At 61.4% G+C, this 14,287-nt stretch carries 17 protein-coding genes; 16 read left to right on the top strand and 1 reads right to left on the bottom strand.

The genetic code is table 11. The annotated features are described in order from the left end of the window. Positions 1–80 precede the first annotated feature (80 nt). Genes LDN90_RS20705 through LDN90_RS20695 form a run of 3 tightly spaced genes read left to right on the top strand, consistent with a single transcriptional unit; the run spans position 81 to position 3,798 of the window. Positions 81–845, top strand: a complete 765-nt coding sequence (locus LDN90_RS20705) for an enoyl-CoA hydratase/isomerase family protein (RefSeq protein ID WP_223946933.1) — start codon at positions 81–83, stop codon at positions 843–845. A gap of 38 nt (positions 846–883) precedes the next feature. Next, the gene (locus LDN90_RS20700) at positions 884–2,479 is read left to right on the top strand and encodes an AMP-binding protein (protein ID WP_223946932.1); all 1,596 of its coding nucleotides are present in this window, start codon (positions 884–886) and stop codon (positions 2,477–2,479) included. Then, positions 2,476–3,798, top strand: coding sequence for an MFS transporter (locus LDN90_RS20695; protein ID WP_223946931.1), 1,323 nt, complete (start codon positions 2,476–2,478; stop codon positions 3,796–3,798). Before LDN90_RS20700 ends, LDN90_RS20695 begins: the two co-directional genes overlap by 4 nt. Before the next feature lie 63 nt (positions 3,799–3,861). On the opposite strand, the gene LDN90_RS20690 is transcribed toward LDN90_RS20695, so the two are convergent. Next, entirely contained in the window at positions 3,862–4,218 is a 357-nt protein-coding gene (locus LDN90_RS20690) for a hypothetical protein (RefSeq protein WP_223946930.1), read from the bottom strand. A gap of 130 nt (positions 4,219–4,348) precedes the next feature. Between LDN90_RS20690 and LDN90_RS20685 the strand changes: the two genes are divergently transcribed. The 13 genes from LDN90_RS20685 to LDN90_RS20630 all read left to right on the top strand — a co-directional run bounded on the left by LDN90_RS20685 (position 4,349) and on the right by LDN90_RS20630 (position 14,287). Next, positions 4,349–4,849 carry a hypothetical protein gene (locus tag LDN90_RS20685; RefSeq protein WP_223946929.1) on the top strand — a complete coding sequence of 167 codons (501 nt, stop codon included), beginning with the start codon at positions 4,349–4,351 and terminating at the stop codon, positions 4,847–4,849. Between the two features lie 144 nt (positions 4,850–4,993). Further along, positions 4,994–5,344, top strand: coding sequence for a DUF5655 domain-containing protein (locus LDN90_RS20680; protein WP_223946928.1), 351 nt, complete (start codon positions 4,994–4,996; stop codon positions 5,342–5,344). A gap of 219 nt (positions 5,345–5,563) precedes the next feature. Continuing rightward, positions 5,564–6,583 (top strand): daptide biosynthesis RiPP recognition protein, encoded by a 1,020-nt coding sequence (gene mpaB, locus LDN90_RS20675; RefSeq protein ID WP_223946927.1) that lies wholly within the window; start codon positions 5,564–5,566, stop codon positions 6,581–6,583. After that, on the top strand, positions 6,580–7,860 hold the full coding sequence (mpaD, locus tag LDN90_RS20670; RefSeq protein ID WP_223946926.1) for a daptide-type RiPP biosynthesis aminotransferase: 1,281 nt from the start codon (positions 6,580–6,582) through the stop codon (positions 7,858–7,860). The genes mpaB and mpaD overlap by 4 nt, the downstream gene beginning before the upstream one ends. Beyond that, positions 7,857–9,080 (top strand): daptide-type RiPP biosynthesis dehydogenase, encoded by a 1,224-nt coding sequence (gene mpaC, locus LDN90_RS20665; RefSeq protein WP_223946925.1) that lies wholly within the window; start codon positions 7,857–7,859, stop codon positions 9,078–9,080. Before mpaD ends, mpaC begins: the two co-directional genes overlap by 4 nt. Then, positions 9,077–9,220, top strand: a complete 144-nt coding sequence (locus tag LDN90_RS20660) for a daptide-type RiPP (protein WP_223946924.1) — start codon at positions 9,077–9,079, stop codon at positions 9,218–9,220. The genes mpaC and LDN90_RS20660 overlap by 4 nt, the downstream gene beginning before the upstream one ends. Positions 9,221–9,269: 49 nt before the next feature. Beyond that, a complete protein-coding gene (locus LDN90_RS24235) occupies positions 9,270–9,395 on the top strand; it encodes a daptide-type RiPP (protein ID WP_256449754.1) in 126 nt (41 codons plus the stop codon). A 63-nt stretch (positions 9,396–9,458) separates the two neighbouring features. Next, positions 9,459–9,596, top strand: a complete 138-nt coding sequence (locus LDN90_RS20655) for a daptide-type RiPP (RefSeq protein ID WP_216926539.1) — start codon at positions 9,459–9,461, stop codon at positions 9,594–9,596. An 82-nt stretch (positions 9,597–9,678) separates the two neighbouring features. Beyond that, complete coding sequence (gene mpaM, locus LDN90_RS20650; protein WP_223946923.1) at positions 9,679–10,497, top strand: daptide-type RiPP biosynthesis methyltransferase; 819 nt, start codon at positions 9,679–9,681, stop codon at positions 10,495–10,497. Beyond that, complete coding sequence (locus tag LDN90_RS20645) at positions 10,494–11,711, top strand: YcaO-like family protein (RefSeq protein WP_223946922.1); 1,218 nt, start codon at positions 10,494–10,496, stop codon at positions 11,709–11,711. Before mpaM ends, LDN90_RS20645 begins: the two co-directional genes overlap by 4 nt. An 11-nt stretch (positions 11,712–11,722) precedes the next feature. Continuing rightward, positions 11,723–13,420 carry a daptide biosynthesis intramembrane metalloprotease gene (mpaP, locus tag LDN90_RS20640; RefSeq protein WP_223946921.1) on the top strand — a complete coding sequence of 566 codons (1,698 nt, stop codon included), beginning with the start codon at positions 11,723–11,725 and terminating at the stop codon, positions 13,418–13,420. 55 nt (positions 13,421–13,475) lie between these two features. After that, positions 13,476–13,661: a hypothetical protein gene (locus LDN90_RS20635; protein WP_216926535.1), complete on the top strand. Its 186-nt coding sequence runs from the start codon at positions 13,476–13,478 to the stop codon at positions 13,659–13,661. Further along, positions 13,658–14,287, top strand: coding sequence for an NUDIX hydrolase (locus tag LDN90_RS20630; protein ID WP_223946920.1), 630 nt, complete (start codon positions 13,658–13,660; stop codon positions 14,285–14,287). Before LDN90_RS20635 ends, LDN90_RS20630 begins: the two co-directional genes overlap by 4 nt.

The raw sequence follows: 14,287 nt of genomic DNA, 5'->3' as shown, positions 1-14,287 counted from the left end.
TAGATATTGATGTTAGACGGGTCACAATCCCCGATGGTCTGATGGGACTCAAGAAGCCGCAACAAGCCAAAGGAAACACCGTGTCCCAAGATGTCCTCTTCGAACAGAACGGCCCCACTGCCACCATCACTCTCAACCGCCCGGACAAGCTCAACGCCTGGACCAAGGCTATGCGTGACGAACTCATCGCCCACCTCGAAGGCCTCAAAGGCAACGACGAAATCCGCAGCGTGATCCTCACTGGAACGGGTCGGGCCTTCTGCGCCGGACAGGACCTCGCCGAAACCGCCGGCATGAATCCCGAAGACCACGCATCCGCCGAGGCCTGGATCGATGGCTTCGACCGCCTCTACCGCGCTGTCCGCAATCTCGACCAAATCACCATCGCCGCGGTCAACGGCGTCGCCGCCGGCTCCGGCTTCCAGTACGCACTCCTCGCGGACCTCCGCGTTGGCGATTCCCAAGTCCGCATGGGCCAGCCCGAAGTCCTCTCGGGCATCCCCAGCATCACGGGCATCTGGGCGATGTGGAGCATCCTGGGCAAGTCCAAGACCGCGCAGTTCGTCCTCACCGGAGAACTGGTCAACGCGGAAGAAGCTCAGCGTCTCGGCCTCCTTAACTACGTGGCCGACGACGGCGGCACGCTAGCTTACGCCCAAGACCTCGCCTCGCGTTTGAGCCTCCTTCCTCCGGGCGCGGTCCGCCTGACCAAGAACCGCCTGCGCAGCCTCGAAGACGACGACCTCACCGACGCCATGGCCGAAGCCAAACGCGTCCACCGCGAGGCGTACGGCACCGGCGAACCGCAACGCGAAATGGCCCGCTTCCTCGCTGGCCGCCGCTGATCCGCGGTGCGCTGAAACAGAACCAGAGGAGACAAACCATGACAACCACCGCAACCCAAGACCCCTACACCGAACTACGAAACTCCCACCGCTGGGAGGTGCCCGACCTTTACAATATGGCCGTCGACGTCGCCGACCACCACCCGAGGGACAAGCGGGCACTCATCCTGGAGTCCGCCGTCGAGGGTCAACGCGAGGTGAGCTGGGGTGAAATCCAGGACCGTTCGCGGCAAATCGCGGTCACGCTCCAAAGGGCTGGCATCAAGAAGGGCGACCGCGTCGCCGTCCTGCTGCCTCAGCGTTCCGATACTCCCGCCGCGTATCTGGGCGTGCTGCGGACGGGTGCGATTCTGGTGACGATGTCCCTCCTCTGGGCCGCGGAGCCGATCCGTTTCCGGTTGGAGGACAGCGGCGCGTCGGTGATCATCGCGGAAGAGTCTGCGAAGCACTTGTTCGAGGGTTACGAGGGTACGTTCATCGATATCGACAGCCCGGAAATCGCCGCCGAAACCACGGACTTCGAGAGCGTCGAAACCAAAGCTGACGATCCCGCACTCATCTTCTATACGTCCGGCACCACCGGCCGCGCCAAGGGAATCGTCCACGCGCACCGCACGCTCCTCGGCCACAATGAATTCGAGTACTGCCACCAACTCGGCGATGGCGACGTTTTCTACGGCGCCGGGGACTGGGCTTGGTCGCTCGCCAAGCTGATGGGCCCGCTCCGGCTCGGGGCCACGCATCTGGTCTTCCGTCCGCAAGGCGGCTTCGACCCCGCAAACCTCCTGGACGCTATGAGCCGCCACCGAGTCACCAGCGCGCTGGTCAATCCGACGTTCCTGCGCAAGATGCGCGAGGACGTGCCCGACGCCGGTACCCGCTTCCCGCTGTCACTGCGGACGGTCTGTTCGTCCAATGAGCCGCTGACGCCGGAGTTGATCGAATGGTTCGGCGAGCAGTACGGCGTGACACTCCTGGATTACTACGGTTCAACGGAGTCGTACCCGCTGCTGGGGAATTACCCGGACGTGCCCGTAAAGCCGGGCTCGATGGGCAAGCCGCTGCCCGGTTGGGAAGTTCGCCTGCTGGACGAGAACGAGCAAGAAGTGCCCACGGGCGAGACCGGCGAGATTTGCCTCCGAGCCCGCTCCAACCCGCAGTTTCCCTTGGGATACTGGAACTTGCCGGAGGCGTCCGCCACCGCATTTGGAGGCAACTGGTACCACACGAAGGACCAGGCCTACACCGACGAAGATGGCTATTTCTGGTTCCTGGGGAGGACCGACGACGTCATCAAAACCTCCGGCTATCGCGTGGGGCCGTACGAATTGGAGGCCGTGATCCGAGAGCTCGATCCCGTCCAGGACGTGTCAGTGACAGGCGTTCCGGACGAACTCCGCGGCCAGTCCATCAAGGCCTGGATCGAACTCATGCCAGGCCACTCCGGGGGAGCGGACCTGAGTGAACGGATCGTGGCACATGTGAAGGAGAAGTTCTCCCGCTTCGCGTATCCGCGGTTCATTGAATACGTCGCCGACCTGCCGAAGTCGGCGACCGGCAAAGTCCAGCGGGCCCAGCTCCGGGCTCTGCCACACACCACCCCTTCTCCCCATCTCGAAGGACAGCCATCATGAACGCCATGACCCAGAACGTCGCTGAAACTGAGTCTTCACCCCGGCGCAGCCTCAAGCGCGTGGCCGCGGCAGCCGCCGTCGGAAATTTCGTGGAGTGGTTCGACTCTGCCGCTTATGCGGTCATGTCAGTGACCATCGCGAAGCTCTTCTTCCCCGATTACTCCACGACGGCGTCACTTCTGGCCGTGTGGGCGATCTTCGCCGGCGGCTTCATCGCCAGGCCGCTCGGGGCGGCTTTCTTTGGACGCTACGGTGACCGGATTGGCCGCAACAAGATGCTCGGTCTGTGCGTGGTGATCATGAGCGCGGCCACGTTCTGCATCGGCATCCTGCCGACGTTCGCCGTGATCGGCGTGTGGGCTCCGATCCTGCTGTTCTTGTTCCGGGCAGTCCAGGGATTCACGACCGGCGGCGAGTACACGGGCTCGTCGGCGTTCATCGTGGAGTATGCGCCGGAAGGCAAGCGGGCAACGTACGCAAGCATCATCCCGGCCACGGTCGGCTTGGCTTCTGTTGCCGGCGCTCTGCTCGGCGCGGCCATTACTGCAACTTTGAGTCCCGCTGACCTTCAGGCTTGGGGCTGGCGAATCCCCTTCCTGCTCGCTGCACCGCTGGGTCTCATCGGTTTGTACATCCGATCCAAGGTGGACGACACACCAGTGTTCCGCAGTCTGGAGAAGAAGGGCGAAGTAGCAAAGAAGCCGCTGGGCGATGCCATCCGGCTCTGCGCCCGGCAGATCTTCACACTGTTTGGCTACAGCATCACCAACGCGATCGCTTACTACCTGATGAGCAGCTACATGATCGCGTACATGACCTCGAGCCTTCACTACTCAAGCACTGAATCGATGATCACGAGCGTAATCACGATGCTGGTGTACACGGCAGTGTGCCCTCTGGCCGCGCGTGCCAGCGACCGTTACGGCCGCAAGCGGATGCTGCTGGTGGCGTGTGTTGGCTTTGTGGTGATGACCATTCCGGCATTCTCCATCATGCCTTTGGGGCTCGGTTTCGCGATCCTGGGCACCAGTGTCCTGGGTGCTTTGGTAGCGGTGATTGGCACGTCCAACGTTCCGGCCCTGGTGGAGATGTTCCCATCATCGGTTCGTGCTTCCGGGTCTGCGATCGGTTACACGCTGGCCTACGTGTTGTTCGGTGGGACGGCTCCGTTCGTGGCAACCGGGTTGGTGGCAGGATTCGGGACTCCGTTGGCGCCGGCGTTCTACCTGATGGGGATGGCCTTGGTGTCCGCGGTGGTGGTGGTGTTGTTCTTCCGCGAGACGAAGGATCTGTCGTTGTCGCGGACGACGGTTTTGTAATTCGTTCCATGGCGAGGGGCTGGGTTGGGCGCACATCCGCGTTCGGCCCAGCCCTTCTCGTATTCAGTGCTGATGGATCCTGCCCCGCCTGGCGAGCCAGAAGTACAAGGCAGCAAAGGTGATCAGTCCCAGAAGGGGCCCCGCCCAAGCTGCGATAACGGATCCGTGGATCAGGATGGCAGCCGCGCCGAAGGTGGAGCTCAGCAGTCCCAGTGTGGCGCTATCCGTTCCGGGTTCAACCCGGTCCTTGTGTTCTGCGCGCCCATGGAATCGCTGCAGAATGAGTAGCAGGACAAAAGCGGCACCTGCGATGAGCGGCCAGGGCCATTCGGTGATCACCACAACCGTCAGCGTTCCGCCATACGCAGCGGGCACCGCCATCCAGTAGTTCTTCGCCTTCTTGCTGGGCTTCGCTGTCATTGATTTCCCCCAAAATCGTTCGACGATGCGGAACTCAAAGTAACATATTCAAATCGTTGGACAAATTAACTGCCCGGCGCACAACTCTTCCCGTAAGGTCCCTTGGATGGGGAAACCAGGATCATGGCCGGTGCCAGCGGCACTCACCATTACCGCCGTCGTGCTTTCCGCAGTGGTGGGGTGCGCAGTGCCGGGGACGGCGGCCTCAACCTCAACCAGCCCCTCTCCGACGCCAACCGCCGCTTGCCCGAGCGCCGGCACGGAACTTCGGACGGACAGCAACTGTGTGCAGTACGACGGCGAAGCGGCCATGGCAGCGAACGAAACCTACCGTCAACGCAGGAAGTTGACCCCGGAAATGCTCGCACAGCTTGACGCGCACGTCGGTCCCGCGCGCCAAGCGCTGGATGCGCTCACGAGGCCAGCAAACGCCGATGACGTCGAAACCGCGTTCACAGCCTTAAGCCTCAAGGAAGTACAGACGGACGACGGCGGCAACGGCGTCAGGTTCGGGGTCACAGTACCCAGCGGGGGCTGCCTGTACGGGTATGTTCCGCTCACGGGCCCGGCCACAGTGGAGACCGGTGGGAGCATCATGGACGGCGGCTGCCTGGAGATGTTCGGGCACTAACCGGGAACCGCACTTCTAGAGCGCGAAGGGTAGACTCACGCCACCCTCTCCGACGGCTCGGCACCCCGGGCTTCCCGCCGAAGTGTGGCGCGCCTGGGATAACGTCCCATGCGTCATGTGTTCGGTTGCGCGTAGGCTTTCTCCATGGCTCGGACAGCTCGTGAACGCATTGATGGCGATTCCGTTTCCTCTGAAGTTCTCGCAGCGTTAGTGGAAGCCCTGACGTCGGTGGGCCCGTTTGACGTTGAGGAAAAGCAGACGTCGTTCCACGTCATGAACGGCCGCGCATTTCTTGGTATCCATCCGCGTAAGGGCGGTCTTCTGGTCAACGTGGTCTTGGACCATGCCTTGGATACGGATCGCTTGCATCGGTCGCAGCAGGTCTCGGCTTCCCGATGGCATCACGAGTTCGTGCTGGGCTCACCGCGAGATCTCGATGCCGAGTTCCTGGGCTGGGTCAAAGCGGCCTATGGGCTGACCGTGACAGCGAAGTAGCGTCCAGACGGCGTACAGCTCAGCTACCACCTAGACCCCCTTGAGCCAGCACCTAGGTGGCCCCTAACACCACCTAATTTTGGCCCTTTCGCCACCTAGTTCCAGTTTTTCGCGGCAGGTCCGTTCAGCGCGCCCATAGTGTCCTTCTCAAGGACGAGCCCTCGAGCAAGCATCGAGGGCCGCCCACAGGAACGTGCACAACTATTGGGGGTTGGGTAATTGACGCTGAACGAACAACAGACCACTGCCGCGGCGGTAGATCAGTGGATCACCGGGATCCCCGGGCGAATTCCCGGATGCACAATTTTTGTTGAGAATTCCGAGCATGTGCCGTACGCGAAGGAGCTTGCAGGTGAGCAATGCGTTGTTCTTGTCCTGAACGGTGATGCGGACGATGAACGCCTTATTCCGGTGTCCGGGACTTTCGATGTTTCCGGGGAAGAGCTCCTGGTGGACGGCACGCTCAGCCTGGAGATCCAGGACTACGTAGCCATTCCCTTCGTGAATCTTGTGGGGGTCACGCTTGTCCGCATCACCTCCGATGATGACTGGCTGGCATTCTTCGACGACGCCGACGAAGCCCGCCGTTCGGGCCACTTTATTCGGCAGCTCATCGAGGTCAACGCAGTCTTGGCAGAACGCGGATTGTTGGCCGGACAAAGCTCCCAACATCTTGCGAGGCTGCACATAGCGGCCGACGGAACAGTCCTCAGCGGTCCGTACGGCGCTAAGATCGGCCGAATCGGCGATCCCTTTCACGATCTCCAAAGAAAATCGCTCGCGCTTCAGCCCGAGGCTGTGGTTGCTTCGATACGCGACCCCCGGAGCGTTCGCGACTCGCTGGCAACCAGGCCATGGATCCCGCGCTACCTTGCAGCATTGGATGCCTGGAAGTTCATACCCCGGGAGGACCGTGCCAGCACTCAGCTTGCTGGCTTCGGCCTAAGCCTTTACGGAGCCTCCGCAGATGGCGAGCTGCCATCGCCAGGCGCACCGTTCATCATTCGGCACGGTGGTGAGCACAGTCTTTTGGACACCACGTCCGGCCGCATCTTCAGAATCGGGATTGACGCGGCCACTATCATCGAGGCCGTCTCGAACTTCCGGGACGCCCACGCAGCCGCTGCAGTCATAGGGCCAGCCCTCAACGTCTCCGAATCCGTGGCAGCCGGTGCCGTGACGGCGGTCTTGAACCAGTTCGAACAGCTGGGCATCGACCTCATCGGCGCAACCCGATGAGCGTATCCTCAACGCCCAAGACACAGCTCCCGCTCTGGGTCCCACTCGTCAGTCAGAACGGTTTCGAAGCAACAAGTTACACAGCCGTCAGCGCCCAAGGGGTCCATGTAACTTTCGAGGACGGGCAACGACGTCTCTGCGCGAAGAGCGGCCTGTGGAACGCGAACCTCGGCTACGGCAATGCACAGATTGCCGGGGCCATAACCAAGGAACTGGAAACAGCGTCCTACCTCCCGCTCTTCCGGACGGCGCACAGCAGAGCCCTCGAGGCATCCAAAGCACTCCTTGAACTGCCCACCCACAAGTTCCAGCGAGTTCTCTTCTCCACGTCAGGCAGCGCCGCCAACGACGCCGTCATGAAGCTGGCCCGCCACTACTTTGTCCTGGACAAGCAACCCGAACGCAAACTCATCATCGGGCTGAGTGGCAGCTACCACGGGCTCACCTATGGCAGTCAGGCACTCAGCGGCGACGACCTCGGCCAAGCGGTGTATGGAGTGGACAGGCGGAACGTCCGGCATATCCGGTTCGACGACGACGGCGCGGAGCTGGCCCGACTCCTGACACGGGAGGGACACCGCGTCGCGGCGATCGTCATTGAGCCCGTCCTTGGTTCAGGCGCGGAATTTGTGCCGGACGCTTTCGTGGCCGCAGTCCTCAGGCACAGGGAGGAGCATGGGTTCCTTGTTGTCGCTGACGAAGTCGCCACAGGGTTCGGCAGGGTTGAAGGGTGGTTCGCTTCAGATAAGTGGCGGCACGCTCCGGACGTCGTTGTCACTTCAAAGGGTCTGACCAACGGCACAAGCGCATGCGCCGCGCTGCTGATCGGCCCACGCGTAACCCGGCTCTTCGATGTGAACGAGGCCATCTTTGTCCACGGCGAAACCCAAGCCGGAACTCCAGCTGCCTGCGCTGCGCTTCTCAGCACGATTTCCGAGATGAAAAGGCTGGATCACCACGCCCTGACTCAGCGGGTGTCAGCAGCCCTGGACGAGCTCATTTCCAGACTCCGAAGCAATCCAGTGGTGGGCGGATCCTCAGGCCGGGGCTGCATGCGGGGCATCAAGCTCCAGTCGGACAAGGGGCTGCCCCTATCACCGAACCAGGTCATGGCCGTCGTCAGGCGAATTCATCAAGCAGGCGCCATTGTGCAGCCCGGGCCTGGACGGATTCAACTCCTTCCTGCGCTGATCTACACCACGGAGAACTTCGAGGAACTCCACACAGCCATTCAAGCCGGGATAACAAAAGCTGAGCGCGACGGAGTGTTCGCATGACCGCCGACCGCGTCTGGCGGACGCGTTGCGTCGTTCTGGGGGAAGGAATCGCGCCCAAGTACGTTGGCGGACTCACGCGGGGCCGGACCGGACTGGTGGTGGACAAAACGCTTGCGGGACAAAGAGATGCCCTCTTGGCCGGCGACTTGAGTGGAGCGCCAACCCTGGAGCTGAACGCGGCCCCCGTCACCGTAGAGACACTGCGGCATGTAGGCAGGTTCATTCGCCAGCATCGAATTCAGACCGTTGTGGGACTTGGCGGCGGTTCCGTGATGGACGCCGTGAAACTCGCGGCGCTGTTCACCGCAGACCCAAGCCTGACGATCTTCGTCGAACGCCATGCCAAGCGCTCGGGCCTTATAGTCCTGCCTCCCGTTTCTTATCCAAATGAGCGTCCCCGGACCGTCCTCATGCCGTCAACGGTGGGGACCGGTGCCGAAGTCAGCGCTGTAGCGTGCCTGGACACCTCCGTCGGGCGCCGTTTGATCGCCTCACGTCACCTGTCGGGTGACGTAGCAGTGCTCGACGCCGGCAATCTCGCCACCCTGCCCACGCACCTGCTCTTCGAAGGATTGCTCGAGGCATTCCTCCGGGTGGCAGGGACCTTGATTGGCAGCAGTTCCAGCATTTTCGATGACGACGGTTACTCACTTTTGGTGCGGATTGTCCGGCTCGGGAATCGGCTGATGCGTGAGGATGTGCCCGAGCTGCGGCTCATAGCTGCCCACCTCAGTATGGAGACGCATACCGGTTGGGCGCTGGTGGGCCGCGACCCATACGGAGCGAAGCACTGGTATGTCGCCAACGAACTTGCCCATGTCACGGGAGTTCGAAAGATGACCGCCACTGCCTCCGTCATCGGCCCCATCTGGGCGGAGGTGGCCAACGGAAGCGCAGCCTGGGGTGACGGTGGCCGGCTTCTGAAGCTCTGGTCCGTAGTAGTAGAAGCGGATCCTTCGCTGGACCCCAACCCGGCCAAGGGCATCAGTGAATTGATGCGGCGGTGGGGCATCGCTGGCATGGACATCATCAGCCAGGAGGCATTGGTGAAAACTACTGACGCTGCCCTCCGAAACTGGGGCGGTGGCTTGCCGATGCTGCGGGGCCTTGATGCCATGCAGGTCCAGCATGTCCTCTTCGAGGCATCACTCGACCAACAAGAACTTGCCAGGCCCAGTGGGCGAGCTACCAGCGGTAAGGGAAAGGGGGTGAGCACATGAGCAACATGCCTGCACCCAGGACTTTGGATCTCAACGTCCAGGAACTGGAAAGCCTCGATGTCCCTGACGACTGGAGCGAACGCATCCACGGGGTCACCGTGGGCCTTGCGTTGATCGGGATCGCCGTCACCATCACCTGATGAACCCGCGCCGTCCAGTCAACCCCGCAATGAAGGGAGGTGAACGCAAATGCAGAAACAGCTCAACATCTCCATCCAGGAAATCGAATCGCTGGATACCCCGGACTTCAACAACTGGTTCATCGGAGTGTCCCAGGGAGTTGCCATCGGCGTTATCGCCGTCAGCATCACCTGACCCGTCCTGGAGACCGAATAGTCCAAGAACAGGACGATCCACAACAGAAGAAAGGAGAACGCAATGATCGCAACCTCGAACCTTCAGCTGAGCATCGAAGAACTGGAGAACCTCGACACCCCGGACGATACACCGTGGTATGTCCGCGTTGGTGACGTCATCATCATCGCCGGCATCGTCGTCGGAATCGCCGCCACCTAGGTTGTGCACGCGGGTGGCGCGACCCTTCGCTGCCGCCCGCGTGTATCGCGGACACCTACCAACTCCCGGAGAACACGAGCTGATGAATACCCCACCTGACAAGTCTGCTGATGCCATCCTGCGCGTCCTTGGCCACCTGGATCCTCCTGAGGATTTGTACAGCGTTTCAGGGGCCCGCCTTTACGACCAGATCACCGCCGGGGACCTGACCGAACTTCCCGAGATCCTGGCCGCTGCCCGCCAAACCACCGGACCCATCCTTGAGTTGGCTGCAGGATCCGGCCGGATCACCCGCCCGCTCCTTGCCCTCGGAAGACCCCTGACCGCCGTCGATTCTTCCCCGGAAATGCTCGAAATGCTCGCAGAAAGGATCGCAACCAAAGCCTTTAATCCCCGCGGAGTGTCAACAGTATTGGTCGAGGCGGACATGTCCCGGTTTGAGGTCGACGGCGGCTTCGGTTGCGTCGTTCTAGGTGCCAGTTCCATCACGCTTCTGGACACTCTGGGCAGGAAGGAGTTGTTCCGCCGCGTCCGCAACGCCTTGGCGCCGGACGGCCGTTTCCTATTGACGGTACTCAACGCCGACAGCCACCATCCATCAGAAGGACACGACGGCGGCACCACAATTTCAGCGTTGGGCGACGACGCATTCCTCATCACCGTGGAAAGCCGTGATCCGGTCAACGGTGCCCGGCACGTAACCATGATTCACGTTGGCTTCAATGAAGGAGGTACGTACCGCTCGTCCGCGTATTCGAGCGATATCGCCTTCGTCAGTAACGCTCTCATCGAGGAAGAGGTACTCGCGGAGGGCCTCACCATCCTGGAGCGTCGTCCGGTTCGACTGGCAACGCAGGTACCCGGCTTGAATGACATCGAGTTGTGGGTGGGTGGCAGATGAGCGTCGATCCCGTACTTACGCTTGATCCGTCGCTGGGACTCGTGTCCTCGGCGACCGTCTACTTACCCAACGACGTGGGGCTCTGGAGAACCGTAGCGTCGCCCGCAAATGGGCGGCCACGTGGGGAGGGTTTTGCAACCGCCGTCGGAGCTTTTGATGTGAAGAAACGGGCCTCCATAACGCGGGGCGCAGGGGAGGCCGTAGAACGTTTCGCCTTAATGCCCGCCGAAGCCGACGTCGAACACCTTGTTGTTCCGAGGGATCAGACGGAAGGGCAGATCGATTTTGTCAGCGCAGGGTTGGGACGCGCCTCTGCCCTCGCTTTTGAGTTCCCCTGGTACCGGGCCACCAACTTGCTGACTGGCCAGGAATCATACGTACCGGCGCCAACGGTGGACTACACGGCCGGTGGATCTGCGGACAGGGATCCATGGAGCGGGTTCTTTGATCCTTCGCCGAACGGTGCCGCTTCGGGTCCGGCGGAACGCTTTGCACAAGTGTCCGGCATCGGAGAAGTCATTGAGCGCGATGCCTTCCTTTCTGCATGGCGTCGAAGGGCTCCGCTTAACGAGTTTGTGGCCGAGGAGATGCCCGCAGACGTACGTGACTCGCAGGGGACACTGGCTTTGTTCTTGCTCGTGGACTCTGCCCGCGCTGCGGGCGTTGACTTCACCCTCGCCTTCATCCCGCAGGATGACAGCCCCCTGCACGTAGCGGTCTGCATCATCACCGGCCATGCCGGGAATGGGCAGTTTGGCGCTGTTGGACTCAAAGCGGCAGCCGGCCCCATCGTCGCCCTGAGGGGAGCACTCCAGGAAGGCCTGCAAATTCGCGAACTCTTCCTGTCTCGGACGCCGTCTGCGGCTGCATCTCCAGAGGTAACAGACGACGAATCCCGTGCGGACTTCTGGACCACCGAGCAAGCCTTGGCTGAACTGTCTTCCTGGCTCCGATCGTTCAAGCCAGCCCGATTTCCGGCGTTCAAACCCACACCGGAAGTGAAGGACTTGGTGAAGTATCTGGCCCGGCGCGACATCCAATCCCACTGGGTCAGCCTTACTCACCGCCTCCCGGCGGCAATTCGGGAGCTTGGTTGGATAGCCGGTAAAGCAATCTGTCCGGGAGCGGTTCCTTTGACCATGGACGAAACCAAAGCGGTCCTTATTCCGCACGGTCCTGCTGGCTTGTCCTTAACACCGCACCCACTGATATGAGAAAGCTCGCTATGTCCGGATCGCGCAAGGTTCCGGCCGTTGCCCAGTGGCCAGTTCAGTTGATCCCATCGGCATCTGTTGATGAGCCCTTGCACGACGGAGGGCCGTGGATTATTGCCCTGAACAATGTGCCCAAGGCCCGAATCTCAGCAGATGTAGCTGCTGTGCTCAGGGCAGTTGATGGCGAGAGGGACCCGGCCCAGATCGCCCGACTCCTGGGGTTGCCGTGGACGGCTGCCGACGTCATGGGGATCGTTCGCCAGCTGGCCCACACAGGTATTTTCGACGACGGTGCGCACGAATTGAGGGCGCAAGGATCGAGGAGGCAGGTGAGGACGGACCGACGTGTTCAGTTCCGGGCACCGCTGACGGTGCAGTTCACCTTGTTCAACCCGGCGCCACTCCTGCTGCTATTCCGTCCTGCGGTTGCCGCCATGGCGAGGCCGATAGCTGTGGTGCCCCTTGCCTTGCTTTTCCTAGGCGGCATACTGGGGGCCTTGGCTGCTGGCTCAAGCATTTGGCGGGTCATGGCGACGCCGCTAGCACTTGAGGTATATCTCGCCGTGGCCGGTGCGATGTTTGCCTCCACGTTGCTGCATGAACTCGGCCACGGAATGGCCCTCACCTACTTTGGTGGCGCGCCTCGGCGTATTGGCATCATGCTGTTCTACCTCTCTCCCGCCTTTTTCTGCGACGTAACCGATGGGTGGCGGTTGAACTCCCGAAAGCAGCGGGTAGTGATTGCTTTGGCCGGGCCCTTGGTGCATCTGGGCCTGGGGAGCATTGCGCTGGCGGTCCAGACCTTTCTTCCGGCATCCTCAATTAAAGACGCGGCCCTTCTCTACGGAGTCATTTGTTGGGCTGTCGCCATTTTGAATCTTTTCCCGTTCATCAAGCTGGACGGCTACGTTGCCTTGATGTCGGCCGTGGACATTCCGCACCTTCGCCAGAAATCCGTCAAGGCACTGGCTGACGTGGTTGGCTCCCGGCTTCTCGGCGCCCGATCCACTTTTCGCGGCAGCGGTTTGCTTCCATGGTTCGGACTGGCGAGCTCCGTTGCCGGCGTCGGCTTTATGCTCGTGGGCTTCCAACGCATCGTGCCCATCTTCCTGGCGCTCGGCTATGCAGGGCACATCGCGGTCGTTGCCCTCCTCTGCCTGCTCGCGGTGATGGCGAGCAGGAGCATCATCCAGTTCTTCCGGGTGGCCGCGGAAAACGGCAGCCCATTGTGGCGGCGTGCCCTTACTACGCTTCTGGGCTCTCTTGCGATCGGGACGCTTCTCGCCGTGCTCCCTGTGAACCAGGTGACCATAGCGGGCTACACCTATACGGATGGTCAGTTGTTGATCGTGACGCCCAGCGAAGCTGAGGATCACTCGTTGGAACAGGGCGACAACGTCGCCTTGCAGTCGCAGGGAATGATCTTCCACGAAAATCTGGGCCGGGCCAGCATCGGCGACCACCCGCCGTCGTCATCCATGGCGCCAGTGGACGCCATCGTTCCCATAGCGCTCGCAGACACCACTCTGCCTGTGCTGGCCTACGCCGGTCAGGTGGAAGAAAGCACTTCACTTCCCGCGTCCGGGCGGGCGGAAGTAACCAGCCAGCGCCAGACAAATCTGGGGGAGTGGCTCTGGCAGGCCGTTTCACGTTCCCCGTTATGGCCCGGACAACCCGAACGCGGCAACTCCACGGGAGGGCACTCATGAGAATCGAAGCCAGCTTCGACGGATTCAGTTCTACCAACAGATCAAGGAACTCACTGTGAATGTAAAACCGATGACATGGCTTCTTCTCGCCCTAACCATGGCCTCCTATGCTGTCTACATTTTCCTCTCAAGCGGCAGCGAGTCTGTTTGGTCCCTTATTTCCGGAATCATCATTGCAGTAGCTTCGTTGGTGATGGTGTGGAGATTCTGCCGGGAACTCAAGACCAACCGCCAAGAGTGAACGATTCGAACGAATTGTGGCGGAAGCTCTGGTCTACGCGTGCGTATAAGGGTTTTGTCACCATCAACCAGGACACGTACCTGGAAGCGGATGGCACGGTTTCAACATGGGACATCATTGCGGGACCGGACTCCGCCGCGGTCCTCGCCTTCACCGAGGGCGGAACCGATGTGGTGCTGTTTGAACAGTTCCGCGTCGGGCCCGGGAAGACATTGCTGGAGCTGCCCGGGGGCTACCTGAACGATGACGAATCGCCGGTGGAGGCAGCCCAACGCGAGCTGGCCGAGGAAACAGGCTATGCATCGTCGGCCGTGTACTACGCAGGATCCGAGTGGTGGTCCGCCAACTCGTCCAGGAGAAAGCACATCGTCATCGCAGCAGAAGCCCGCCCCGGCGGCGACCCTTCGTGGGACGCGTCCGAGGCGGGCTTTGTGCGCCTACTTCCAAGCGACGAACTGATTGAATTTCTGCTGAGCGGCGAGCTGACTGACGCCGGACTCGCATGTCGCGGACTCATGAAATTCGCTGCCAGCACCAGAGTCGCCGGCACCCAAGCTGCCAGCACCCAAGCGAACCCGGCCTTGCACAAGCTGCAGGCAACAGTCCGAGGCCTGTTTCCGGGCTAA

Source organism: Arthrobacter sp. NtRootA1 (assembly GCF_019976975.1).
Lineage (GTDB): Bacteria > Actinomycetota > Actinomycetes > Actinomycetales > Micrococcaceae > Arthrobacter > Arthrobacter aromaticivorans.
The sequence above is the reverse complement of the archived record's forward strand: the minus strand, read 5'-3'. Positions and strand labels throughout refer to the sequence as shown.